The organism is Streptomyces sp. NPDC048566 (assembly GCF_043199735.1).
Lineage (GTDB): Bacteria > Actinomycetota > Actinomycetes > Streptomycetales > Streptomycetaceae > Streptomyces.
The window spans coordinates 23,962-46,872 of record NZ_JBICWL010000018.1 but is presented as its reverse complement, the minus strand read 5'-3'; the positions used below and the strand labels follow the sequence as shown (position 1 = coordinate 46,872).

Here is a 22,911-nt window from a genome sequence, read left to right as displayed (position 1 = left end):
TCCCCGTGGTCCCGGGCACGGTCGGCGCTGCGGCCCCGGTCGGCGCGCGGCTGGGTGGTGGCGATCGCCGTCGTGTTCGCCGTGCTCCAGCTCGCCGGCGTCACCGGCCGCGACACCCCGGACACCAAGAACTACCTGTCGTACGCGCTCGCCCTGGGCGGGGCCGGCCAGCGGGAGGCCGCCACCCGGACGATCGACTACACGTGCGCGAGCAAGGCGTCCCTCGCCCGCCGCGGCCAGGCCGTCGACGTGGTGCGCTTCCACCGGGCCAGTCCCACCCGGCGGGTCGTCGAGGAGTGCCGGCGTGATCACTGGCGGGCGGTGTCCGCGCGGCTCGCGGCCGGCCGGACCGCGGGGCACACGGTGCCGTTCATGCCGCCCCGCTTCATGCGGATCTTCGAGGTGCGGCCCGGATATCCGGCCCTGCTGATGCCGTTCGTGGCGGTGCTCGGGGTGACCTGGGGCCTGTGGGCGTGCTCGGTCGCCGTGACCGTGGCCGGGAGCGTCCTCGTCTTCCTGCTGCTGCGGACGCTGCGCGCCTCCCCCGGCGCGGCGCTGACAGGCCAGGTCCTCTTCCTGGTCCTGCCGTGCGGGACGACGGCGATGCGCCCGATGACCGAGGGGCTGCTGCTGGCGGTGACCCTGGCCGCTCTGTGGGGCTGCGCGCTGCTCGTGGAGGGCCGGGCGCGGGCCGGGATCGCGTTGACCGGCGGCTGCCTCGCGGTGCTGTTCACGGTCAAGCACGCGCAGGCGCTGTTCCTCGGCGGGTGCCTGGCCGCCGCCTGCGCGCTGCTCCTGGTGCGCGCCCGGCGGTGGGACGGGCCGCTCGTGACGCTCGGGGCGGTCGCGGGCTGCGCGGCGCTGGGCACCGTCCTGCTGGCGCGGCTGCTGCACTACCCCTCGGAGGCGGAGAGTCTCCAGGATCTGCTCACCGGCCACTTCGCCCTCCCCGACCGGGCCCGGCCGTGGCCGGAGTTCCTCCATCTGGAGACGGCCTTCTGGATCGAGTGGCTGCGCCGGCAGGTGAGCGAGCCGCTGCTCTTGGCCGCCGTCCTGGCGGCGGCCCGGGGCGTGCTGCGCCGGCGCCGGGAGTTCGCGCCGTTCCTGCTGGCGGCGGCGTTCACCGGGGTGCTCAACCAGGCCGGGCACCCGGACATCAACATCTGGGGCGAGCGGTTGATCGTGGTGCTGTGGCTGCTCCCGGTGGTGGGGCTGCCGCTGCTCCTGGACCCGGCCGTCCGGGCGGAGGGGCGGACGGTCACGGGGACGGTGCCGGGTCCGGCGCGGCGGGACACCGGGGTCACCCGATGAGGTGATCCCGGCTAGCGGTCCCACCGGTTCGGGCATACAGGGCAAATGCCCTCTTACGCCGCGTCCCGCCGTCCCGTCGTCCGATGAGCGCCGATGTCCTCGCCCGGCGCGGGGCCCTGCGGGGCGCGACCGCGCTGCGCGGCGGCGGCACCTGGCGCCCCACGCCGTACATCGTGTTCGGCGGCCTGTTCTGGCTGGTGATGACGCTCGCACACTGGCGCGTCCCGCTGTGCTGCGACGCGGGCCAGCACGCGGCGGTCGTCGAGCGGCTGCGCGCCCATCTGCTCCATCCGCTGCACCCGATGGCGGACCTGCCGGGTGCGGGCAGTCCGTACTACTCGCCGTACGCGGTGGCGCAGGGCGCGTTCGCCCGGCTGACCGGGCTCGGCGGCTGGGCGGTCGTCCGGCTGTCCGGCCCGCTGAACCTGCTGGTCCTGCTGACCGGCATCGGCCGGTTCACCCGGACGCTGAGCGCGCGGCCGTGGGCGCCGGTCCTGTGCCTGTTGGCGATGGTGCTGCTCTGGGGCACCGAGCGGGCCTGGTGGAGCGGCTACCTCGGGCTGATGTCGATGACCGGGAACCTCGGCTATCCGTCGGCCTTCGCCATCGGGCTGACGTTCTGGGCGTGGGCCCGGACGGGCACGCTCGCGGCGGGCGGCACCCGCGGCCCGGTGCGCTTCCTGGGTCCGAGCGGGCTCGGCAGCGGCTGGGGGTACGCGGGGCTGGGCGTGCTGTACGGGCTGATCCTGCTCGTGCACCCGATCACCGCGGTGGCGGCGGCGCTCGGCGCGGTGGCGTTCGTCGCCGGCGTCCAGCGCGGGTGGCGCCCCGCGGTCGCGGGGCGGTGGCTGCTGACGTGCGCGGCGGCCCTGCTCGTCGCGTCCGCGTGGCCGTACTTCGACGTCTTCGCCCTGACCGGCGACCGCAGCGTGGACGCCCTGCACGAACGGCTGTACGCGGGGATGCCCGGCCACTTCTGGCTGGCACCGACCGGCCTGCCGGCGCTGTGGCTGCGCGCCCGCGGGGCCCGCCGGGCCGGCGGGCGGGGGTGGCGCGACCCGCTGGTGCTGCTGTTCGCGCTGGACTGCGCGGTGGTGGCCGGCGGCTGGGTGAGCGGGCACTTCACCTACGGCCGCATCCTCGGGCTGACGCTCGTCCCGCTGCAGTTCGCGCTCGGCGTGGAGCTGGCGGCCCCCCGGCCCTGGCGACGCGGGCGGCGGCTGCTGGCGGTGGTGGCGGCCTGCGCCGCGCTGACCGGCTTCCTGACCGTGCAGGCCGGGGCGGTGGTGCCGCGCGCCCTCGACCCGGTCGGCTTCGACCAGCCTCCGCACTGGCCGACGTACGACTGGGCGGCCCGGCACATCGAGCCCGGCGAGGCGGTGATCACCGACGGCTACTACGCGGTCCACCTGATCGCGGGCTACGGCCCGGACCTCGCCGCGCCCGCCTGGCCCGACCCGGCCCTCGACGAGGGCGAGCGGCGACGGCGGGTCGCGGCGGTCCGCGCCTATCTCGACCCGGCCTCGACGCGGGCCGAACGCGCCGCCGTCGCCCGCCGGTACCACGTCCGCTGGCTGCTGCTGACGCGCTGGCGGCGGGTTCCCGAGGAGGCGACGGTGGTGGCGTGGAGCCGGGAGACCGGGGAGGTGCTGGCCCGGATCGGTCCGGGCCCGGCGCCGGAGCGCCGGCCGCGGGGTGCGGGCGGGCGCTCCGGCGGGGGCTGAGCCCTACTCGACGACGAGCTCGACCGGGATGTTGCCGCGGGTGGCGTTGGAGTAGGGGCAGACCTGGTGGGCCTGGTCGACCAGCTTGCGGCCGGTGGCCTCGTCCAGGGTGTCGGGCAGCTCGACGCGGAGCGTGACGGCCAGGCCGAAGCCCTCGCCCTGCTTGCCGATGCCCACCTCGCCGGTGACGGCGGCCTCGGACAGGTCGATCTTCGCGGAACGGCCGACGAGGCCGAGGGCGCTCGCGAAACAGGCGGCGTAGCCGGCGGCGAACAGCTGCTCGGGGTTGGTGCCCTGCCCGCTGCCGCCCATCTCCACCGGGATCGCCAGCTGGAGGTCGAGCTTGCCGTCCGAGGTCACGGCACGGCCCTCGCGGCCGTGGGTGGCGGTGGCGACTGCGGTGTAGAGCGTGTCCATGCGGACCATCCCTCTCAGGTCGGGTCGAGTGCGGGCCGCCGTCCGGCAGCCCCACGACCAGAATTAGAGCACACAATTCAATTGCGCACAACCTAATGGCTCGCCCGAGCTACCCTGGAGGCATGACCGCAACACCCGCGCCGAACCCGCCCACCGCGCCCGACGGCGACTTCCTCCGCCTCGACCAGCAGATCTGCTTCTCGCTGAACGCCGCCTCGCGCGCCTTCGGCGGGGTCTACCGGGTGCTCCTCAAGGACCTCGGGCTCACCTACCCGCAGTACCTGGTGATGCTCGTGCTGTGGGAGCACGGCGAACTGCCCGTGAAGCGGCTCGGCGAGCATCTGCGGCTGGACTCGGGGACCCTCTCGCCGCTGCTCAAGCGGCTGGAGGCGGCCGGCCTGGTGCTGCGCGAGCGCAGCGCGCACGACGAGCGGTCGGTGCAGGTCCGGCTCACCGGCGAGGGCGTCGCCCTGCGCGAGCGCGCACTGTCCGTCCCGCGCCGCATCGCGGCGGCCACCGGCGCGGACCTGGAGGAGATCCGGGAGCTGCGGGACCGGCTGGACCGGCTGACGGACGCCCTCGACCGGGCGGCCCGGCAGGAGACGGCGGGCTCCCCGTAGGGCGTGTCGCGAACGCCCTACTGCCGTGCGACGCCCCCCCCTCGCCCGCTCGCCGCACCGGGCGAAAGCCCGAGTACGTCCACGACGAGGGCTTCCGCCCGGCACGCTGAGAGCACGCACCCGACGCCGCGCGGCCCGCCCTCCGGGCCAACGAAGCGACTATCGCGACATGCCCGAGGGCGTGGTGCGAGCGCCCCTTCGGTCACCCGGAGGGCCGGCGAGGGGAGGCGCGCAGCACGCCCCGGCCCGGCGCACGTAGAGACGCATCGTCACCCCGCGCCGCACGACCTGCTCCCGGGGGACGAACTCCTCGTCGACCACGGCGAGTTTGGCCCGTTCGGTGGGACTGTCCGGACGCCAGGCGGACGCCGTCGCGAACGGCTCGGCGACCACCCACACCCGGTCGAGCCGCTCCAGCCGGCGGCGCAGCTCGCCGGCGCCCGCCTCCCGGCCGTACAGGGTGCCGGAGGCCGGGGCCGGGACGCTCAGCGCGACGTCGCGGATGCCCCGGAAGCTGCGCGGATAGGCGAGGGAGGCGCGCCGCGCGAGCGAGGGCAGGAACAGCACCGGGTCCCCCGGGCGCAGTTCGCGGTGGGCGAGCGCGGAGACGGCGGCGAGGTTGTCGGGGCGCCGGTCGGGGCTGCGGTCCTGACGCAGGACCGGCAGCTGGACCGAGAGGGCCAGGGTGATGCCGAGGACGCCGCTGAGCACCGGGTGCGGCAGCAGCCGGGGCAGCAGGGCGGTGAGCCGTTCGGCTCCGGCGGCCGCGAGGAGCGGGGCGCCGGCGAGCGCGTAGAGGACGTACCGCTCGTCGTACAGGGGCCACCAGCGCGACACCGTCAGCAGCAGCAGCGGCGGCAGCGCGACGAGCGGCAGGGCGACGGCCGGGAGGGTGAGCGTGCAGCGGCGGGGCAGGCCGGGCGCGAACGCGAGGGCGGCCAGCAGGAGGTAGGGCAGGACGACCGGCCGGGCCGGGCCGGTGAAGACGGCGAGCAGGCGCTCGGCGCTGTGGAGCCCGGTCCGCGAGAGCCACGCGACCTGCGCGGACTGCGCCTGGGAGACGAGCACCAGCGGCAGCGCGACGAGGGTCACCCCCGCGGCGGCGGTGAGCCAGCGCCGCCACACCCGGACCGGCGCCCGCGCGAGGCCCAGCGTGGCGCCGTGGGCGAGCAGCAGGAGCAGGGCCATCTCGTGCAGCAGGCAGGTGGCGGCGAAGGTCGCGCCGTAGGCCCACCAGGGGCCGGGCCGGGCGGCCGGCGCGGCCCGCACCAGAAGCAGGGTCGCGCCGGCGGCGCCGGCGGCGACGAGCGCGTAGGACCGGCCCTCCTGGGCGAAGTGGCCGGCCATCGGGGTGACGGCGTAGAGGAGTCCCGCCCAGAGTCCGACCCGCGGCCGGCACAGCCGGACGCCGAGGGCGGCGACCAGGCCGGCGGTCGCGGCGGCGCCGCAGACGGAGGGCAGCCGCAGGGCCACCTCGCCCGGGTGGGGGGCGAGGACGGCGTGCATGAGCAGGTAGTAGAGGCCGTGCACGGCGTCCACGGTGTGCAGCAGGTGCCAGATCTGCGGCACCGAGCGCCGGGCGACCTGGAAGGTCACCGCCTCGTCGCGCCACATGCCGCCGCGGTCGAGCCCCCAGAGCCCGATCACGAGCATGACGAGCACGGGCAGCAGGACGGCCACCGCCTCCGGACGCCCCGCCGCCGACCGCCTGACCCACGCGTGCACCATGCGCCCAATTTTTTGTTATTAAACAACCTTTGTCCCGTATTGACGGCGTATCGCACGGAATACCCCATCCATGCGGCTTACGATCCCGCCTTGATGAGCGTCCTCACGAACCACCGCCCGCTTGCCCTCGCCGCAGCCTGGCTCGCCACCCGCGCCGGGATGCTGTGGCTCCTCGCCCACGACCAGCACCGCCTCCTCGGCCGCGGCGGGGTCTCCCGCGAGGTCGGCCGGCTGTACTTCCACTGGTACGGCGTCCTGTCGCACGGCGCGTTCCCGGCGGGCGACCGGCTGTGGCAGTACCCGCCGGGCGCGGGCCCCGTCCTGCTGGCGCCCGCGCTGCTGCCGTGGCTGACCTACTCCACCGCGTTCGTGGCGCTCACCCTCGTCGCGGACCTGGTCATCGCCGGCGCGCTCGTCCGGGCAGGGCTGCGGTCCGGACGCAGCCTGCGCGGCGCGCTGCTGTGGGTGCTGGGCCTGCCGCTGCTGCTGCACGTCCCGCTCGCCCGGTACGACGTCCAGGTCACCGCGTTCGCCGTGCTGTGCCTGCTGGCGCAGGCGCGCCTGCCGCGTACCGGCGGGGCACTGGCCGCCCTGGGCGCCCTGGTGAAGGTGTGGCCCGCGCTGGCGCTCGTCGGCACGCCGCGCGGGCGCACCACCCGGGACGCCTGGACCTCGGCGGCGGTCGCCGGCGCCGCGCTGCTCGCCCTGCTCGCGACCGTCTTCCGCGACCCCTTCGACTTCCTGCGCCAGCAGGGCGGCCGGGGCGTGCAGATCGAGTCGCTCGGCGGCACGGTGCTCGGGCTGGCGCGCCACGCCGGGTGGCCGGGCAGGGCCCGCTACCAGTACGGCGCCATGGAGTTCGTCGGCCCGTACGTCGGCTCCGTCGCCGCCCTCTCGCTCGCCCTGACCGTCGCCGCGTTCGGCGCCCTGCTGCTGTGGCGGGTGCGGGCCCGGCGCTGGACGGCGGCGACGCCCCACGACGCGGCGCTCACCGCCGTCCTGTTGTTCACGGTGACGAGCCGGGTGATCAGCCCGCAGTACATGGTCTGGCTGCTCGGACTCGCCGCGGTCTGCCTGACCTCCCGGCACACCACCCAACGCCCGGTCGCCGCGCTGATCGTGGCGGCGACGGCGGTCAGCACGGTGGTGTACCCGATGCTGTACGGCGAGGTGATCCACAGCACCTGGACGGGCTGTCTGCTGATGGTGGGGCGCAACGGCCTGCTGGCCGCGGCGGCCGGCCTGTCACTCGTCCGGCTGTGGCGCTCCGGCCGGCCGCCGGCCGGAGCGGGGCACATCCCCGGGCGCCGCACGCGGGGCGCGCACGCCTCCCCCGCCGGAGTCCGGGCGGGACGGTGAGCACGCCGCACCGCGATCCGGGCAGGACACCGGGCGCCGCGTGCCGGACAATTGCCGCATCCCGCCCGCATCCCGACCCGGGGACCGCAGCCATGACCCCTCATCACGCGAAGGTCGCCGTCGTCGTCATCGGCTACGACGACGCCGCCCACGTGACGGACGCGGTGCGTTCGGCCCTCGCCCAGGGCGACGCCGTGCGCGAGGTCGTGGCCGTCGACGACTGCTCGGCGGACGGCAGCGCGGACCTCCTGGACGCGCTCGCCGCCGGTGAGCCGCGGCTGAGGGTGATCCGCCGGACCGTCAACAGCGGCGGCTGCGGGACTCCCCGCAACGACGGCATCGACGCGGCCACCGCTCCGTACGTGATGTTCCTCGACAGCGACGACGTCCTGCCGCCCGGCGCGGTGGACGCGCTGCTCGGCGCCGCCGAGGCCCACGGCGTCGAGGTGGCGGCGGGGCTGTGCGTGCGCCGCGAGCTGCCCTCGGGCCGCGAGGTGGCCTGGGAGAAGGCGCTCTACGCGGGGCCCGCCGTGCTCCCCAACCCCTCCCGGCGCCCGCGCCTCGCCCACGACACACTCTGCGTCAACAAGCTGTACCGCACCGACTTCCTGCGCGCGCACGGCATCCGCTTCCCCGAGGGCCGCCATCTCTACGAGGACCACGTCTTCACCGCGCGCGTCCTGGCCGCGGCGCCACGCATCGCGCTGATCCCCGACACGGTGTACGTCTGGCACGTGCGGCGCGACGCGGAGCGGCTGTCCATCTCCCTGGACCGTGCGGACGTCTCCAACTGGCGGGCGCGCACCGAGGCGAACCGCGCGGCGTACGAGATCCTGCTCGGCGCCGGGGAGAAGCGGCTGGCGCGGGCCGTGCGCGCCAAGTTCCTCGACCACGACCTGCGGATGTACGCACGGGAGCTGGAACTGCGCTCCGCCGCCTACCGCCGGGCCTGGTGGGAGCACACGCGCGGGTACCTGGAGACGTTCGACGCGGCCGACCTCACGCTCAACCCGGGCTCCCCGGGCCGCATCCTGGCCCGCGTGCTGCTCGCCTCGCCCGCACCGCGCGACCTGCCCCGCCTGCGCGATCTGGCGGCCCGCCCCGCGCGGCTGCTCCCCCCGTACGCCCGCGCCCGCGACGGCACCCCGGTCTGGTCCTCCGAGCTGCCGCAGGTGACCCTGGAGCCGCTGCTGGACCGTCCGGTCCCGCTGCTCCCGATCGCCGTCGACGCGGAGCTGCGGACCGGCGTGCGCGGCACCCGGCTGCTGCTGCGCCTGCACGAGCTGTACGGCCGGATGGCGCGCTCCGGCCCGGTCGCGGCGGACGTGGTGCTGGTCCGCCGCGAGGACGGGCTGGAGGGCCTGCGCCGCGAGGTCCGGCTGCTGGCCGACCGGTACGGCGACCTGTGGACGGCCGAGACGGCGGTGGAGCCGGCCGCCCTGCCGCCGGGCACCTGGGACCTGCGGCTGACGCTGCGCTTCCGCGACGGCGCGAGCCGGGAGGTGTCCGCGCACGCGACGGCCGGCGGGGGCCGGCTGCGCCGGCGCGCCGTGGCGGACGGGCGGCACGGCGTCCGCCGCGTCGTCCTCCTCCAGCCGTACCGGACGCACGCGGGCGCGTTCGCGCTGCGCACGGCGTCCGGCTGGCGGGGAGTGGCCGGCGTGGTGCGCCGCAGGGTCGGCCGCCTGCTTCACTGATACGCGGACGGAGCACCGCGTGCTCACCGACGAGGGGACGGCCCACATGACCTGGCTGATCACCGGCGGCGCCGGATACATCGGGGCGCACGTCGTGCGCGCGCTGCGCGCGGCGGGCGAACGCGCCGTGGTCTACGACGACCTGTCCACGGGCATCGCCGACCGGGTGCCCTCGGACGTCCCGCTGGTGGTCGGCTCCACGCTGGACGGCGAACTCCTGGCCCGGACCCTCGCGGACCACACGGTCACCGGGGTCGTCCACCTCGCGGCCAAGAAGCAGGTCGGGGAGTCCGTGGAACGGCCCCTGCACTACTACCGGGAGAACGTCGAGGGGCTGCGCGTCCTGCTGGAGGCGGTGACGGCCGCGCCGGTCACGGCCTTCGTGCTCTCCTCCTCGGCCGCGGTGTACGGCATGCCGGACGTGGACCTCGTCACCGAGGAGACGCCGTGCGCGCCGATGAGTCCGTACGGCGAGACGAAGCTCGCGGGCGAGTGGCTGGTCCGGGCGGCGGGCCGCGCGACGGGCCTGTCCACGGCGTCCCTGCGCTACTTCAACGTGGCCGGGGCGGCGAGCCCCGAACTCGCGGACACGGGAGTGTTCAACCTCGTCCCCATGGTCTTCGAGAAGCTGACGGAGGACGCGGCGCCGCGCGTCTTCGGCGACGACTACCCGACCCCGGACGGCACCTGCGTCCGCGACTACATCCACGTGGTCGACCTGGCCGAGGCCCATGTCGCCGCGGCCCGCGCCCTCCAGGCGTCCCCCGGCACCGACCTGACCCTCAACATCGGCCGCGGCGAGGGCGTGTCGGTGCGGGAGATGATCGACCGCATCACCGCGATCACCGGGTACGACCGCCCCCCGGTCACCACCGCGCGCCGCCCCGGCGATCCGGCCCGCGTGGTCGCCTCCGCGGACCGCGCCGCCGCGGAGCTGGGCTGGAAGGCCCGGCACGACGTGACGGACATGATCACCTCGGCCTGGGCCGGCTGGACCCGCCGGCACCCGGACGCGCGCCGCGGCTGACACCGCGGCCGGCGGCCCGCCACCCGGCCGGCCGCTCCGCCCGCCCAGCCCGCCGGCCCCGCGCGCGGCTGTTCCCGCCGTGCGCCGGGCCGGCGGGCGCAAGACGGGCGGCCCCCGGCCGCCGGCCCGTGCCCCGGCTCGGCCCGGCGGGGCCCGGCGGGCGGTGGCCCGCTCGGGCGCCGCGCCACGGGACCCGGCCGCCCGGCCCGGTCACAGCGCCTTGAGCGCCGCCGTCGTGGTGCGGGCCAAGGCGGCCAGGTAGTCCTTCGGGAGTCTCGGTCCGCGGACCACGACGGCCCGCCAGTACAACGGCCCGGACACCAGGTCCAGGGCCAGTTCCGGATCGGCGCCGGCACGGACCTCGCCGCGGGCGGTGGCCGCCGCGACGATGCCGCTCGCGACGCTCTGCTGACCGTCCTGGAGCGCCTTCTGCAGGGCCTCGGCGATCTCGGGGTTGCGGGCCGCCTCGGCCTGGAGGTCGGGGATGATCTGGCCGGCGACCGGGTGGCGCAGGGCGCGCGAGGTGACCTCGTAGAGCAGCCGCAGGTCGCCCTCCAGGGAGCCGGTGTCCGGAGCGGGCAGGCCCTGGACGGCGACCGCCGAGACCAGGTCGAGCACCAGATGGCGCTTGGAGCGCCAGCGGCGGTACACGGCCGTCTTGCCGACCCCGGCCCGGCGGGCGATTCCCTCGATGGACATCCGGGCGTACCCGACCGCCGCGAGTTCCTCGAAGACGGCGGCGCGGATGGCTTCGGTCACCTCCTCCCGCAGGACGGCCGCACCGGCGGGGGCCCGGCGACGCGGGGCCTTCCCGTCGGCAGGCGCGGGCGTGGCGGCACTCGCGGCGCTGTCGGCGTTCGTGGTCATGCCGACCAGCATAGGCCGCGACGACGAAACGGTTGCGTTCCGACGTCGACGGCCCTACGCTCGCGTTGCGACGATACGGTTGCGTCCCGACGTATCAGACCGGCGGAACGGTCCTCGGAGACCGTCGGGCCGCCCCCGCACTCCACCCCCCGAGCGAAGGCAACGGATGTGAGCCAGGTCCTCCACCCCCCGACCGCGATCACGGCGCCGGCCTCCCCCGCCGACGACGCCGCGGCCCTCGCCGCCCGGCACGGCCTCACCGTCAGCGGCGCCCGGCCGAGCCTGCCCGCGTACGTCCGGCAGCTGTGGGCGCGGCGCCACTTCATCACCGCGTTCGCCACCGCCAAGCTCACCGCGCAGTACAGCCAGGCCAAGCTGGGCCAGGTGTGGCAGGTGATGACCCCGCTGCTGAACGCGGCGGTCTACTACTTCATCTTCGGCATCCTGCTCGGCACCAAGCACGGCATCCCGGACTACGTCCCGTTCCTGGTCACGGGCGTCTTCGTGTGGACCTTCACGCAGAGTTCGATCATGGCGGGCACCCGGGCGATCTCCGGCAGCCTCGGACTGGTCCGCGCCCTGCACTTCCCGCGCGCCGCGCTCCCGGTGTCGTACGCCCTCCAGCAGCTCCAGCAACTGCTGTTCTCGATGGCCGCGCTCGTGGTGATCCTCCTGTTCTTCGGGGTGCCCGTCGCCGCCTCCTGGCTGCTCGCGGTGCCGGTCCTCGCGCTGCAGTTCACCTTCAACGCGGGCGTCGCCCTGGTCATGGCCCGGATGGGCGCCCGCACCCCCGACATCGCCCAGCTGATGCCGTTCCTGCTGCGCACCTGGATGTACGTCTCCGGCGTCATGTGGAGCATCGACAAGGTGCTCAGCCACAACAAGCTGCCGCACTGGGCGATGGTCCTGCTGGAGAGCAACCCGGCGGCCGTGTACATCGACCTGATGCGCTTCGCGCTGATCGACAGCTTCCACGCGCACCAGCTGCCCCACCACGTGTGGGCCCTCGCGGTGGGCTGGGCGCTGGCCGCCGGCACCGGCGGCTTCATCTACTTCTGGAAGGCTGAGGAGACCTACGGCCGTGGCTGACAGCATCACGCAGGAGAAGGACGCGGCGCCGGGAGCACCCCACGCGGCGAACGCGCGCGGCCCGGAGGGCGCACCGGGCGCGCGGTCGGAGCGGGACGCGGGGCCCGGGATGGCCGGAGCAGCCGCCGGGGCCGGGCGCGTCCCCACCGTCATCGCCGAAGGCGTCGACATCGTCTACCGCGTCAACGGCACCGGTGCAGGCCGCGGCAGCGCCACCGCCGCCCTGAACCGCATCCTGCGCCGCCGGCGGACCGAGCAGGCCGCCGGGGTGCGCCGGGTGCACGCCGTCAGGTCGGTGTCGTTCACCGCCTACCGGGGTGAGGCCATCGGGCTGATCGGCACCAACGGCTCCGGCAAGTCCACCCTGCTCAAGGCGGTCGCGGGCCTGCTGCCCGTCGAGAACGGCCGGATCTACACCGACGGGCAGCCCTCGCTGCTCGGCGTGAACGCGGCCCTGATGAACGACCTGACCGGCGAGCGCAACGTCCACCTCGGCGGCCTCGCCATGGGCATGTCCCGCGAGCAGGTCAAGGCGCGCTACCAGGAGATCGTCGACTTCTCGGGGATCAACGAGAAGGGCGACTTCATCACGCTGCCGATGCGGACCTACTCCTCCGGCATGGCCGCCCGGCTGCGCTTCTCGATCGCGGCGGCCAAGGACCACGACGTGCTGATGATCGACGAGGCGCTGGCCACCGGCGACCGCTCCTTCCAGAAGCGCTCCGAGGCCCGCATCCGGGAGCTGCGCAAGAGCGCGGGCACGGTGTTCCTGGTCAGCCACAACAACAAGTCGATCCGCGACACCTGCGACCGGGTGCTGTGGCTGGAGCGCGGCGAACTGCGCATGGACGGCCCCACCGGGGAGGTCCTGAAGGAGTACGAGAAGTTCACGGGCCGGTAGCCGCGGGCGCCGGGAGGGCGGAGTGGCCAGGACGGACGGGACGGACCGGACGGGGACCGCCGCGGCCCGCCGCACGTCACCGCTCCAGGAACGCGAACAGCTCCTCCCACCGGCGCACGACCTCCTCGGTCGTGAAGCGCTGGACGTTCACCCGCGCGGCCTCGCCCATGGTGTCGCGCAGCGCCTTGTCGGACATCAGCGTGTCGAGCCGGCGGGCCAGTTCGCCGGTGTTGCCGAGCGTGGCCAGCAGACCGTCCTCGCCGTCCCGGATGATCTCGTGGACACCCGGCGCGCAGTCGAACGCGGCGCACGGCACACCGGCGGCCATCGCCTCCATGACGGCGAGCGGGAAGCCCTCGCCGCGCGAGGAGAGCACGAACACCGAGCCGCCGCGCAGGGCGCCGGGCACGTCGCTCGTCCGGCCCATCCACTCGACGGAGCCGTCGAGCCCCAGAGCCGTGCACTGCTTCCTGAGGATCTCCTCGTCCTCCCCCGAGCCGTAGATCCGCAGCCGCCAGTCGGGGTGCGCCGGCGCCGTCTCCGCCCAGGCGTCGAGCAGCATGTCGATGCCCTTCTGGTCGTGCAGCCGGCCGATGCTGACGACGACGTTCTCGGTGCGCGGCGACGGCACCTCGGGCACGAACGGGATCGGGTTCGGCATGAAGGACGCGTTGTTCATGCCCTGCCTGATCCACAGGTCGGCGTCCTCGCGGGTGAGCGCGAGCATCCGGTCGACGTCCGCGTAGTGCTTCAGGACCCGCCGGAAGCGGGAGGTCGTGCGGCAGTAGGCGAAGGACTCGTGGCTCATCCCGATGACGGTCAGCCCCTCGGTGTCGGCGAGTTCCACCCACTCCATGGCCCACACCTGCGTCACGATCACGACGGCGCCGGGCCGCGCCGCGCGCAGCAGCGCGCTCAGCCGGGCGGCCCGTTCCCGCATCCCGGCCGCCCGCTCGGCGCGCCGCCGGTGCTCGACGACGTCGATCCGCCCGCGCAGCCCGCGCGCCGGACGCACCCGCGGCGGCCGGACGTCGTACAGGGTCGTGGTGGGGTACGGGAGGTCGCCCAGCTCCTGGGCCGTGTCGGCGTCGGTGATCCCGACGACGTGCACCCGGTGGCCGCGCTCGGTGAACAGCCGGGCCATCTGGTGCGACCAGCTGGTCACCCCGCCGAGTTCGTCGACGCTGTTGGAGACGAAGAAGATGTCCCGCTGCGGGAAGTCGGTCATCCACGCCTCCACTGCGCGAAGAACTGCTCCACGAGAGCGCCGGACGCGTTCCCCTGGTCGTACTCGCCGAACTCGGCGGTGAACTGCTCCCTTTTCGGGGCGTACTTGACGGCCTGCTCCTCCAGAGAGCCGAGGGCGGCGTGCAGTTCGCCCTCGGTGCGCACGACGGGTCCGGGGGCCCGCTCCAGCAGGTCGAAGTAGGTGCCACGGCCCTCGTGGACGTACTCGTCGTAGTCGTGGACGAGGAAGAACATGGGGCGGTCCAGGAGGGCGTAGTCGAACATCACGGACGAGTAGTCGGTGATCAGCCCGTCGGCCAGCGCGAGCAGCGGGGTCATGTCGTGGTGCGCGGAGACGTCGACGACCCGGCCGCGCACGGACGGCGGCAGCACCACGTGGTTGAGGTAGTGGGAGCGCACCAGCAGGACGTAGCGGTCGCCGAAGGCGTCGGCGAAGCGTTCCGCGTCGAAGGGCAGCTCGAACCGCTTCCGGCCGCTGCCGCGGTGCCGGAAGGTCGGCGCGTACAGCAGGATCTGCCGGTCGGCGGGGATGCCCAGCTCCTTGGCCAGCGGACCGCGTACGCGGGGTTCCCCGGCCCGCTCGCGCGCTCGCGCCCGGACCAGCTCGTCGTTGCGCGGGTAGCCGACCCGCAACAGGGTCCGCTCCTGGAGCCGGAAGGCCCGTGCGAGGGTGCGCACGTCGTGCTCGGAGCGGATCAGGAACCGGTCGAAGCGGTCCAGGGTGCGCTGCTGCTCCTCCTGCGCCGGCCGGGACCTGAGCTTCCACTCCGGCTCGTCGAAGCCCATGCGCTTGAGGGCGGAGCCGTGCCAGGTCTGCAGATACGTGGTGCCGGGCCGCTTGGTCAGCTTGAGCGGGTAGCTCTGGTTGTCGACCCAGAAGGCGGCCTGCGCGAGCGCCCGCAGATAGGGCAGCGACCAGCGGCGCACCAGGGTGGCGTCGTCCGGGAACCCCTCGGGCCGGCCCGCGTAGGACCAGACCGCCTCGAAGTCCAGGCCCTGCCGGCGCATCTCCTCGTAGAGGGCGCGGGGGCTGTCGCTGTACTGGCGGCCCAGGTGGCTCTCGAAGACGACGAGCCGGCGGCGGACCGGGAGCCGGCTGAACACCTCGTGGTAGAGGCGGATCTTGGCCGGTCCCGAGGTGAGGCCCTTGCGCAGGGAACGCGCCGAGCGGACACCGGACTTGGCGAGGGCGACGGGCCGTCCCCGCAGACCGCGCCGGATGAGGGCGTCGGCCCTCCGGTCCGGGACCAGCCGGTAGGACAGGTGTCCCCGGGTGGACACGACGGGCTCGAACCGGTCGGCGACGAGCCGGGTGAGCCGGGGCCGCACCGGCGACCGCCCGGCGATCAGGCCGGGTTCGGCCGCGGTGAGCCGGGTGGTGGTGCGGACCCCGTCCACGTCGAGGTGCAGCCGGACGTCCCACACGGCGTCCACGACGCCCAGCGGGCGGACGGCCGCCAGGTCCGCCGAACCCTCCCAGTCGACGGTGGCCCCGGCGTGCCGCACCCGGGCCACCGGGAAGCGGAAGGTCTGGAGGCGCACCCCGCGCCGCCGGGCGTAGAACTCCAGCTCGGCGCCGAGCCGGGCGTCCGGCGGGATCACCCCGAGCGGGTTGGTGACGCGTCCGGCGAGCCGGACGGTCCCGCCGGGGCCGGACGCGTAGGAGGTCAGTTCGTCGCGCAGGAACATCTTCTCGACGGGCCGGGTGTGGTAGCCGAGGCCGGTGACGTCGAGGACGTGCCGGCCGAAGGGGTCGTCGAGGTGCTCGGCGCACCAGTACACCCGGCCGTCGCGCTCGACGAGCGGCGAGGAGATCTTGTCGCGGTTGGTGAGGGTGTCGACGGCGGGCAGCAGGTTGTCCCAGTCGCCGGCCTGGAGGAGGTAGGCGCAGACGGCGTGGATGCGTTCGGCCTCGTCGAAGGCGGCGCGGTCGACGGACTCCAGGTACTCGCGGGCGATCGCGGCGAACTCCTCGCGGTAGGCCGCGTCGCGGAAGGGCAGTTCGCGCAGGTGCAGCACGAGGTCGTGCTTGAGGAACTTGACGTCCTTGGCGAACTTCAGGTCCGGCAGGCCCTTGTCGGCGAGCATGCGGTCGACCCGCCGGTGGATCTCCATGCGGTGCGCGAAGTTGGCGATCTCGTCACGCCGGTTGCTGATGGACCTGACCGCCGCCCCGTCCGTGACCCGCCAGTCGTAGACCCGGTTCGGGATGAGGGTGATGCGGCGGGCCGAGGCGTAGGCCTGCGCGGAGAACAGCAGGTCCTCGTAGTGGATGCCGACGGGGAAGCGCAGCCCCCCGTCGAGCAGGAACCGCCTGCGGTAGCACTTGTTGGTCGACAGCGTGTCGAAGACCATCAGGTCGGGCAGTTCGGAGATCGACTCCAGGGTGCGGGTGCGTTCGTACAGCCAGGGGTACCACTTGACCTCCTTGCCCGTGCGCGAGTCGACGTGCACCCGTACGCACAGGCCCGAGACGAGGTCGGCGCCGGTGGCCTCAGCGGCCTCCAGCAGGTTGCGGCAGGCGTTGCGCTCCAGCACGTCGTCGCTGTCGAGGAAGACCACGAAGTCGCCGCGGGCCTCGGCGATGCCGCGGTTGCGGGGGGCGCCGCAGCCGCCGCTGTTCTCGGGCAGCCGGCAGGCGCGCACCCGGCCCGGATGCGCGGCGGCCAGGGCGCGGGCGACCGCGTAGGAGTCGTCGGTGCTGCGGTCGTCGACGATCACGACCTCGACGGAGTGGAGCGTCTGCTCCAGGGCGGAGCGGACGGCTGTGGGCAGCCGGTCCGCGTCGTTGTAGACGATGACCACCACGGAGACGGCCGGCCGGACCGGGGCCGCCTCCCGGCCGGGCGCGGGCCGGGAGGCGGTGGACGGGGTCCCGTGCCCGGCGGGCTCGGCGCGGGACGCGGCGGACGCACGCTGCTGATCCACGTTCATCCTATTTATGGTAGAGAGCTTCGCCCGATATGAACCGCTATCGACCGTTCTTCGCGTGTTGGAAGACCCAGGTGCGGTAGGCGACGAAGCGGAAGGCGGAGGCCAGCAGGATCGACAGCACCTTCGCGACGTTCGAGCCGAGCGAGCCGCTCAGGCCCAGACCGTGGTAACCGCCGTAGAACAGCGCGCTCTCCATCAGGACACCGAGCCCGCTGAAGGCGAAGAAGAGCACGATCTGACCGCGGGTGCGCGAGGCGCGGTCGCGGTAGGCGAAGAAGCGGAAGCCCAGGTAGTTCGAGGCCATGGCGACGCAGCTGGCCGCCACGGTGGCGGCCATGGGGGCCCAGCCGAGCCCGCGCAGCGCCAGGTTGAAGAACAGGACGTTGACGGCGACCCCGCTGCCGCCGACGGCCGAGAAGCGGGCCAGCTCCATCGCGAGCCGGCGGACCCGCGGGGCACGGTCGGCGATCCGGGGGCCCCGGGGGCGGATCACGGGCGCGGCGGCAACGGGGGCCCGCCCCTCGGTGAGGTGCACGGTCACGGGTCGGGGTCCTCCATGCGTCGCTGCTGCGGTCGATCCAGCCCACCTTAAGTCACATGTCCGATTTATCAGGTATGGCTACGGGTCGAGCCGCCGCTTACCCGACCGGAGGATCACCTGATCGCCGGGCGGGCGGGCCGCGCCGCGACGGCGGACGGGGGCGTCCCGGACCGTGTGCGGTCCGGGACGCCCCCGTCGTACTGCCGGGCGGACGTGCGCGCCCCCGGTGGGGCGCGCCCCTACGCGTGCGTGCGCAGCAGCGTCCGCATGGTCCGCATCGCCACCGACAGGTTGGCGAGGTCGAACGAGTCCGAGCTCCGGATCTCCTCCAGCGTCGCGCGGGCGCGTCCGAGGATCGGCGCGTTCTTCTCCTGCCAGGAGGCGAAGCGCTGCTCGGGCGTGGAGGTGCCGTTGCCCACCGCGAGCACGTCCGAGGTGAGCGCCGCGTGCGCCGCGTACAGGTCCTCGCGGATCGAGGCGCGGGCCATGGACTGCCAGCGGTCGGTGCGCGGCAGCTCGATGATGCGGTCCATGAGCTGCGTGATGCCGAGCCGGTCGCCCAGGTCGTAGTAGACCTCGGCGACGGCCATCGGGTCCTTGCCCGTGCGGTCGGACACCGAGACGATGTCGAGCGCCGGGAAGGCGGAGGAGAACCCGGCGACCCGCGTGGCCAGTTCGTCCGGCACACCCGCGTTCGTCAGCTCGTCGTAGATCTGCTGGTACCACTCCAGGTCCGCGCCGCGCAGCAGCTTGGGCAGCTCCGACCACACCTGCTCGACACCCGCGCTGAAGAACGAGATCGTCTCGGCGAGCTGGAGCGGCTGCGGCCGGTTGTTGAGCAGCCAGCGGGTGCCGCGCTCCACGAGCCGCCGCGAGTGCAGCCGGATACGGGTCTGGACGTCGGCGGCGACGACATTGTCCAGCGCCTCCACCGCGTCCCACACCGCGCTGGAGTTGAAGATCGCGCGGGCCGCGGTCTGCGCCCGGACGATCTCCTCCAGCGAGGCCCCCGTCTCCTCGCGCAGCCGGTGCAGGAAGCTCGTGCCACCGGTGTTGACCGTGTCGTTGACCAGGACGGTCGTCACGATCTCGCGGCGCAGCGCGTGGCCCTCGATCTGCTCGCGGAACCTGTCGCGCAGGGCCGTCGGGAAGTACGCGTGCAGCAGGCTCTGCAGGTACGGGTCGTCGGGCAGCGAGGTCGCCAGCAGGTCCGTGGACACGGTGATCTTCGTGTACGCGAGGAGCACGGCCGTCTCCGGACCGGTCAGCCCCTGCCCGGCGGTGAGCCGCTCGCGGATCTGCCGCTCGCTGGGCAGGAACTCCAGGGCCCGGTCGAGGTGCCCCTCGCGGACCAGGTGGCGCATGAACCGCTGCTGGGCGTGGATCATGCTCGGGGACTGCGCCAGCGCGTTGGCGATCGCCGTGTTCTGCGCGTAGTTGTTGCGCAGCACCAGGGCGCCGACCTCGTCGGTCATCTCGGCGAGCAGCTTGTTGCGCTGCTTGACGGTCAGGTCGCCGTTGGCCACCACCGCGTTGAGCAGGATCTTGATGTTCACCTCGTGGTCGGAGGTGTCCACGCCCGCGCTGTTGTCGATGGCATCGGTGTTGATCTTGCCGCCGTGCTGGGCGAACTCGATCCGGCCGAGCTGGGTCAGGCCCAGGTTGCCGCCCTCGCCGACGACCTTGACGCGCAGGTCGGAGCCGTCGACGCGGATGGCGTCGTTCGCCTTGTCGCCGACCTCCGCGTCGGACTCGGCGGAGGACTTCACGTACGTGCCGATGCCGCCGTTCCACAGCAGGTCGACGGGGGCCTGGAGGATCGCCCGCATCAGGTCGGCCGGCGTCATCTTGGCGACCTTCGACTCGATGCCGAGGGCCTCGCGGATGTGGGCGTTGACCTGGATCGCCTTGGCGCTGCGCGGGAACACGCCGCCGCCCGCGGAGATCAGCTCGGTGTCGTAGTCCGCCCACGACGAGCGCGGCAGCTCGAACAGCCGGCGCCGCTCGGCGTACGAGGCCGCCGCGTCGGGGTTCGGGTCGATGAAGATGTGCCGGTGGTCGAACGCGGCGACCAGGCGGATGTGCTCGGAGAGCAGCATGCCGTTGCCGAACACGTCACCGGACATGTCGCCGACGCCGACCACCGTGAAGTCCTGCGACTGGGTGTCGACGCCCAGCTCCCGGAAGTGCCGCTTCACCGACTCCCAGGCACCGCGTGCGGTGATGCCCATCTTCTTGTGGTCGTAGCCGGCCGAGCCGCCGGAGGCGAAGGCGTCGCCGAGCCAGAAGTCGTAGCTCTCGGCGACCTCGTTGGCGATGTCGGAGAACGTCGCCGTGCCCTTGTCGGCGGCGACCACGAGGTAGGTGTCGTCCTCGTCGTGCCGGACCACGTCGGCGGGCGGCACGATCTCGCCGGCGACCATGTTGTCGGTGATGTCGAGCAGCGCCGAGATGAAGGTCCGGTAGCTGCGGATGCCCTCGGCCAGCCACGCGTCGCGGTCCGCGGACGGATCGGGCAGCTGCTTGGCGACGAAGCCGCCCTTGGCCCCGACCGGCACGATGACGGTGTTCTTCACCATCTGCGCCTTGACCAGGCCGAGGATCTCCGTACGGAAGTCCTCGCGCCGGTCGGACCAGCGCAGGCCGCCACGCGCGACCTTGCCGAAGCGCAGGTGCACGCCCTCGACCCGCGGCGAGTACACCCAGATCTCGAACGCCGGGCGCGGCGCGGGGAGGTCCGGGATGGCCGTCGGGTCGAACTTCATGGACACGTACCCGTGGGGCGTGCCGTCCGCGGTGCTCTGGAAGAAGTTGGTGCGCAGCGTCGCCTTGATCAGGTGCAGGAAGGACCGCAGAATCCGGTCCTCGTCCAGCGAGGCGACCTGGTCGAGCGCGGCGTCCAGCTCCTCCAGCAGCGCGTCCGTCAGCTCGACGCCGGCGCGCTGGCGCTCCGGCGACATCCGCGCCTCGAAGAGCGAGACGAGCAGCCGGGTGGTGTGGACGTTGTTGCGGAGGGTGTCCTCCATGTAGTCCTGGCTGAACGTGGAACCGGCCTGGCGCAGGTACTTCGCGTACGCGCGCAGCACCATCGACTGGCGCCAGTCCAGGCCGGCGCTCAGCACCAGGGCGTTGAAGCCGTCGTTCTCGGCCCGGCCGGTCCAGGTGGCGGCGAACGCCTCCTGGAACCGCTCGCGGCCGTCGTCGCCGAGGTGGTCGCCGGTGCCGTTCGCGGACTGGGGCAGCCGGAGCCCGAAGTCGTAGATCCACGCCGTCGTCCGGTCCGAGCAGCGCAGTTCGTAGGGGCGCTCGTCGGTGACCTCGACGCCCATCCGGTTCAGGGCCGGCAGCACCGCGGAGAGCGAGACCTGCTCGCCGGTCCGGTAGATCTTGAACCGGCGCTCGCCGGGGGCGGCGCCGACCGGCTCGTACAGGCTGAGCGCGAAGTCCTTGCCCTCGTCCGCGTCGAGAGCCTGGAGGTGCACCAGGTCGGCGACCGCGGAACGCGGCGAGTGGTCGGCCTTGTAGCCCTCGGGGAACGCGTTGCCGTAGCGGCGCAGCAGTTCGGCGGCGCGCTCCTCACCGCACTCGGCGGTCAGCGCCTCGCCGAACCCGTCGGCCCAGGAGCGGGCGGCCTCGACCAGGCGCGCCTCGATCCGGTCCTTGTCGCTGTCGGAGAGCTGCGCCAGCTCGGTGCCCGGCTCGACGCGCACCACGAAGTGCAGCCGGGACAGGATCGACTCGGTGTTCCAGGCCGTGAAGTCGACGCTGGTGCCGCCCAGTTCCTCCTTGAGGATGTCGATGATCCGCAGCCGCACACCGGTGGTGTAGCGGTCGCGGGGCAGGTACACGAGCGCCGAGTAGTAGCGCCCGTACTCGTCCTGGCGCAGGTACAGCCGCAGCCGGCGGCGCTCCTGGAGGTACAGGACGGAGGTGACGATCGCCCGCAGCTCGTCGGGCGGCGTCTGGAACAGCTCGTCGCGCGGGTAGGTCTCCAGGATCTGGAGCAGGTCGCGTCCGTCGTGGCTGTTGGGCGAGAACCCGGCCCCGCGCAGGACCTCCTCGACCTTGCGGCGGACGACGGGCACCCGGCGCACCGACTCGGTGTACGCCGCCGACGAGAAGAGGCCGAGGAAGCGGCGCTCGCCGACGACCTCGCCGTTCTCGTCGAACTTCTTGACCCCGACGTAGTCCAGGTAGGAGGGCCGGTGCACGGTGGCGCGGCTGTTGGCCTTGGTCAGGACGAGCAGCTTGTGCTCGCGGGCCTTGGCGCGGGCGTCGGCGGGCAGCCGCTCGAAGGACGGGCTGACCGGGTGGCGGTCGTCGTCGCCGTGCTGCGGGTCGGAGCGCAGGATGCCGAGCCCGGTGCCGGGGACGGCGGTCAGCGAGTCGTCGTCGCGCAGCTGGTACTCGCGGTACCCGAGGAAGGTGAAGTGGTCGCCGGAGAGCCAGCGCAGCAGCTCGCGGGCCTCCTCGACCTCCTGGTCGCGCAGGTCGTCGGCGGCGGGCTCGGAGGGCAGCTCGTCGGCGATCCGCAGCGCCGCGTCCCGCATCTTCTCCCAGTCCTCGACGGCCTCGCGGACGTCGGACAGGACACGGAGCAGGTCGGCGGTGATCTGCTTCAGGTCGGCCCGGTCGGTCTCACGGTCGATCTCGACGTGGATCCAGGACTCGACGTGCGCGTCGTGCGGCAGGTCCTCGGCGGAGGGCCGCTTGGGCAGCACGTCGATGAGCTTGCCGGTCAGGTCGCGCCGTACGACGAACTGCGGGTGGATCACGACGTGGATGCCGCGCCCCTGCCGGGACAGCTCGTTGGTCACCGAGTCGACGAGGAACGGCATGTCGTCCGTCACGACCTCGACGACGGAGTGGCTGCAGGTCCAGCCGTTCTCCTCGACGGTGGGGGTGTGCACGCGCACGTTGGCCGTGCCCTGAGGGCGGTTCTCGGCCAGTCTGTAGTGGGAGAAGGCCGCTCCGAAGACGTCGACCGGGTCGCGGTCGGTGAGGTCCTCCGGGGCCGTGTGCAGGTAGTAGCGCTGGAGGAACGCGAGCACGGTGTCCCGGTCGGGGGTGCTCTCGTCCGTCGTCCCGGTCGGTAGGTGCCCCCCGACCGGGCTGTTCTCAGCTACCCGGGCGGCCCGTTCGAGCAGCTCGGCCTTGGCTTCGTCCAGCTTGGTCTGCATTGTCCTCTGGCTCCTGTCGCGCGCCGTTGCGTGACGTTGAAGGAAGTACGGTCCCGTCGCTTGCGGCGCAACGTCGCGACGCGGGGTGTCCGGTCTGCGTCGACGCTATGCCGCGGGGTGAGATGAGCGGGGGGTTATCGGCCATTCCCGGCGCCTTCGGGGAGTGTGACGCCGCTCTCGGCGACGTCCGTCCCCTGGGTGCCCTCGCCGTACGGGGTGCGGTGCCCTCGGCGCTCGCGGCTGCCCCGCTCGCGCACACGGCCCTGGC

15 protein-coding genes are annotated in these 22,911 nt (G+C 73.6%); 8 read left to right on the top strand and 7 right to left on the bottom strand.

The annotated features are described in order from the left end of the window. Positions 1-27 precede the first annotated feature (27 nt). Together ACGFS9_RS24135 and ACGFS9_RS24130 are read left to right on the top strand one after the other, a co-directional pair. On the top strand, positions 28-1,311 hold the full coding sequence (locus ACGFS9_RS24135; protein WP_393256176.1) for a hypothetical protein: 1,284 nt from the start codon (positions 28-30) through the stop codon (positions 1,309-1,311). Positions 1,312-1,394: 83 nt separating this feature from the next. Beyond that, the gene (locus ACGFS9_RS24130; RefSeq protein WP_393256056.1) at positions 1,395-3,035 is read left to right on the top strand and encodes a hypothetical protein; all 1,641 of its coding nucleotides are present in this window, start codon (positions 1,395-1,397) and stop codon (positions 3,033-3,035) included. 3 nt (positions 3,036-3,038) lie between these two features. Here ACGFS9_RS24130 and ACGFS9_RS24125 read toward each other — a convergent pair whose 3' ends face one another. Then, on the bottom strand, positions 3,039-3,452 hold the full coding sequence (locus ACGFS9_RS24125) for an organic hydroperoxide resistance protein (RefSeq protein ID WP_393256054.1): 414 nt from the start codon (positions 3,450-3,452) through the stop codon (positions 3,039-3,041). Positions 3,453-3,574: 122 nt separating this feature from the next. Between ACGFS9_RS24125 and ACGFS9_RS24120 the strand changes: the two genes are divergently transcribed. Next, the gene (locus ACGFS9_RS24120) at positions 3,575-4,072 is read left to right on the top strand and encodes a MarR family winged helix-turn-helix transcriptional regulator (RefSeq protein WP_393256052.1); all 498 of its coding nucleotides are present in this window, start codon (positions 3,575-3,577) and stop codon (positions 4,070-4,072) included. Positions 4,073-4,231: 159 nt separating this feature from the next. Here ACGFS9_RS24120 and ACGFS9_RS24115 read toward each other — a convergent pair whose 3' ends face one another. Then, positions 4,232-5,800 (bottom strand): hypothetical protein, encoded by a 1,569-nt coding sequence (locus ACGFS9_RS24115; RefSeq protein WP_393256050.1) that lies wholly within the window; start codon positions 5,798-5,800, stop codon positions 4,232-4,234. 93 nt (positions 5,801-5,893) lie between these two features. Between ACGFS9_RS24115 and ACGFS9_RS24110 the strand changes: the two genes are divergently transcribed. The 3 genes from ACGFS9_RS24110 to galE all read left to right on the top strand — a co-directional run bounded on the left by ACGFS9_RS24110 (position 5,894) and on the right by galE (position 9,883). After that, positions 5,894-7,159 (top strand): glycosyltransferase 87 family protein, encoded by a 1,266-nt coding sequence (locus ACGFS9_RS24110; protein WP_393256049.1) that lies wholly within the window; start codon positions 5,894-5,896, stop codon positions 7,157-7,159. A gap of 92 nt (positions 7,160-7,251) precedes the next feature. Then, positions 7,252-8,856, top strand: coding sequence for a glycosyltransferase family 2 protein (locus ACGFS9_RS24105; protein ID WP_393256048.1), 1,605 nt, complete (start codon positions 7,252-7,254; stop codon positions 8,854-8,856). A gap of 46 nt (positions 8,857-8,902) precedes the next feature. Further along, the gene (gene galE / locus ACGFS9_RS24100; protein WP_393256174.1) at positions 8,903-9,883 is read left to right on the top strand and encodes a UDP-glucose 4-epimerase GalE; all 981 of its coding nucleotides are present in this window, start codon (positions 8,903-8,905) and stop codon (positions 9,881-9,883) included. 210 nt (positions 9,884-10,093) lie between these two features. On the opposite strand, the gene ACGFS9_RS24095 is transcribed toward galE, so the two are convergent. Next, positions 10,094-10,762, bottom strand: coding sequence for a TetR/AcrR family transcriptional regulator (locus ACGFS9_RS24095; protein WP_393256047.1), 669 nt, complete (start codon positions 10,760-10,762; stop codon positions 10,094-10,096). A gap of 156 nt (positions 10,763-10,918) precedes the next feature. Here ACGFS9_RS24095 and ACGFS9_RS24090 point away from each other — a divergent pair, with 156 nt between their 5' ends. Then, positions 10,919-11,839 carry an ABC transporter permease gene (locus tag ACGFS9_RS24090; protein WP_393256045.1) on the top strand — a complete coding sequence of 307 codons (921 nt, stop codon included), beginning with the start codon at positions 10,919-10,921 and terminating at the stop codon, positions 11,837-11,839. Positions 11,840-11,948: 109 nt separating this feature from the next. After that, entirely contained in the window at positions 11,949-12,740 is a 792-nt protein-coding gene (locus ACGFS9_RS24085; RefSeq protein ID WP_393256173.1) for an ABC transporter ATP-binding protein, read from the top strand. 76 nt (positions 12,741-12,816) lie between these two features. Here the strand turns inward: ACGFS9_RS24085 and ACGFS9_RS24080 are convergent, their stop codons facing one another. The 4 genes from ACGFS9_RS24080 to ACGFS9_RS24065 form a co-directional block, all read right to left on the bottom strand. Continuing rightward, entirely contained in the window at positions 12,817-13,968 is a 1,152-nt protein-coding gene (locus tag ACGFS9_RS24080; RefSeq protein WP_393256043.1) for a glycosyltransferase, read from the bottom strand. Next, the gene (locus ACGFS9_RS24075; protein WP_393256041.1) at positions 13,965-16,922 is read right to left on the bottom strand and encodes a CDP-glycerol glycerophosphotransferase family protein; all 2,958 of its coding nucleotides are present in this window, start codon (positions 16,920-16,922) and stop codon (positions 13,965-13,967) included. Before ACGFS9_RS24075 ends, ACGFS9_RS24080 begins: the two co-directional genes overlap by 4 nt. Positions 16,923-16,959: 37 nt before the next feature. Then, positions 16,960-17,463, bottom strand: coding sequence for a GtrA family protein (locus ACGFS9_RS24070; protein WP_393256039.1), 504 nt, complete (start codon positions 17,461-17,463; stop codon positions 16,960-16,962). Positions 17,464-17,702: 239 nt separating this feature from the next. Then, positions 17,703-22,643 (bottom strand): NAD-glutamate dehydrogenase, encoded by a 4,941-nt coding sequence (locus tag ACGFS9_RS24065; RefSeq protein ID WP_393256038.1) that lies wholly within the window; start codon positions 22,641-22,643, stop codon positions 17,703-17,705. Positions 22,644-22,911: the final 268 nt, after the last annotated feature.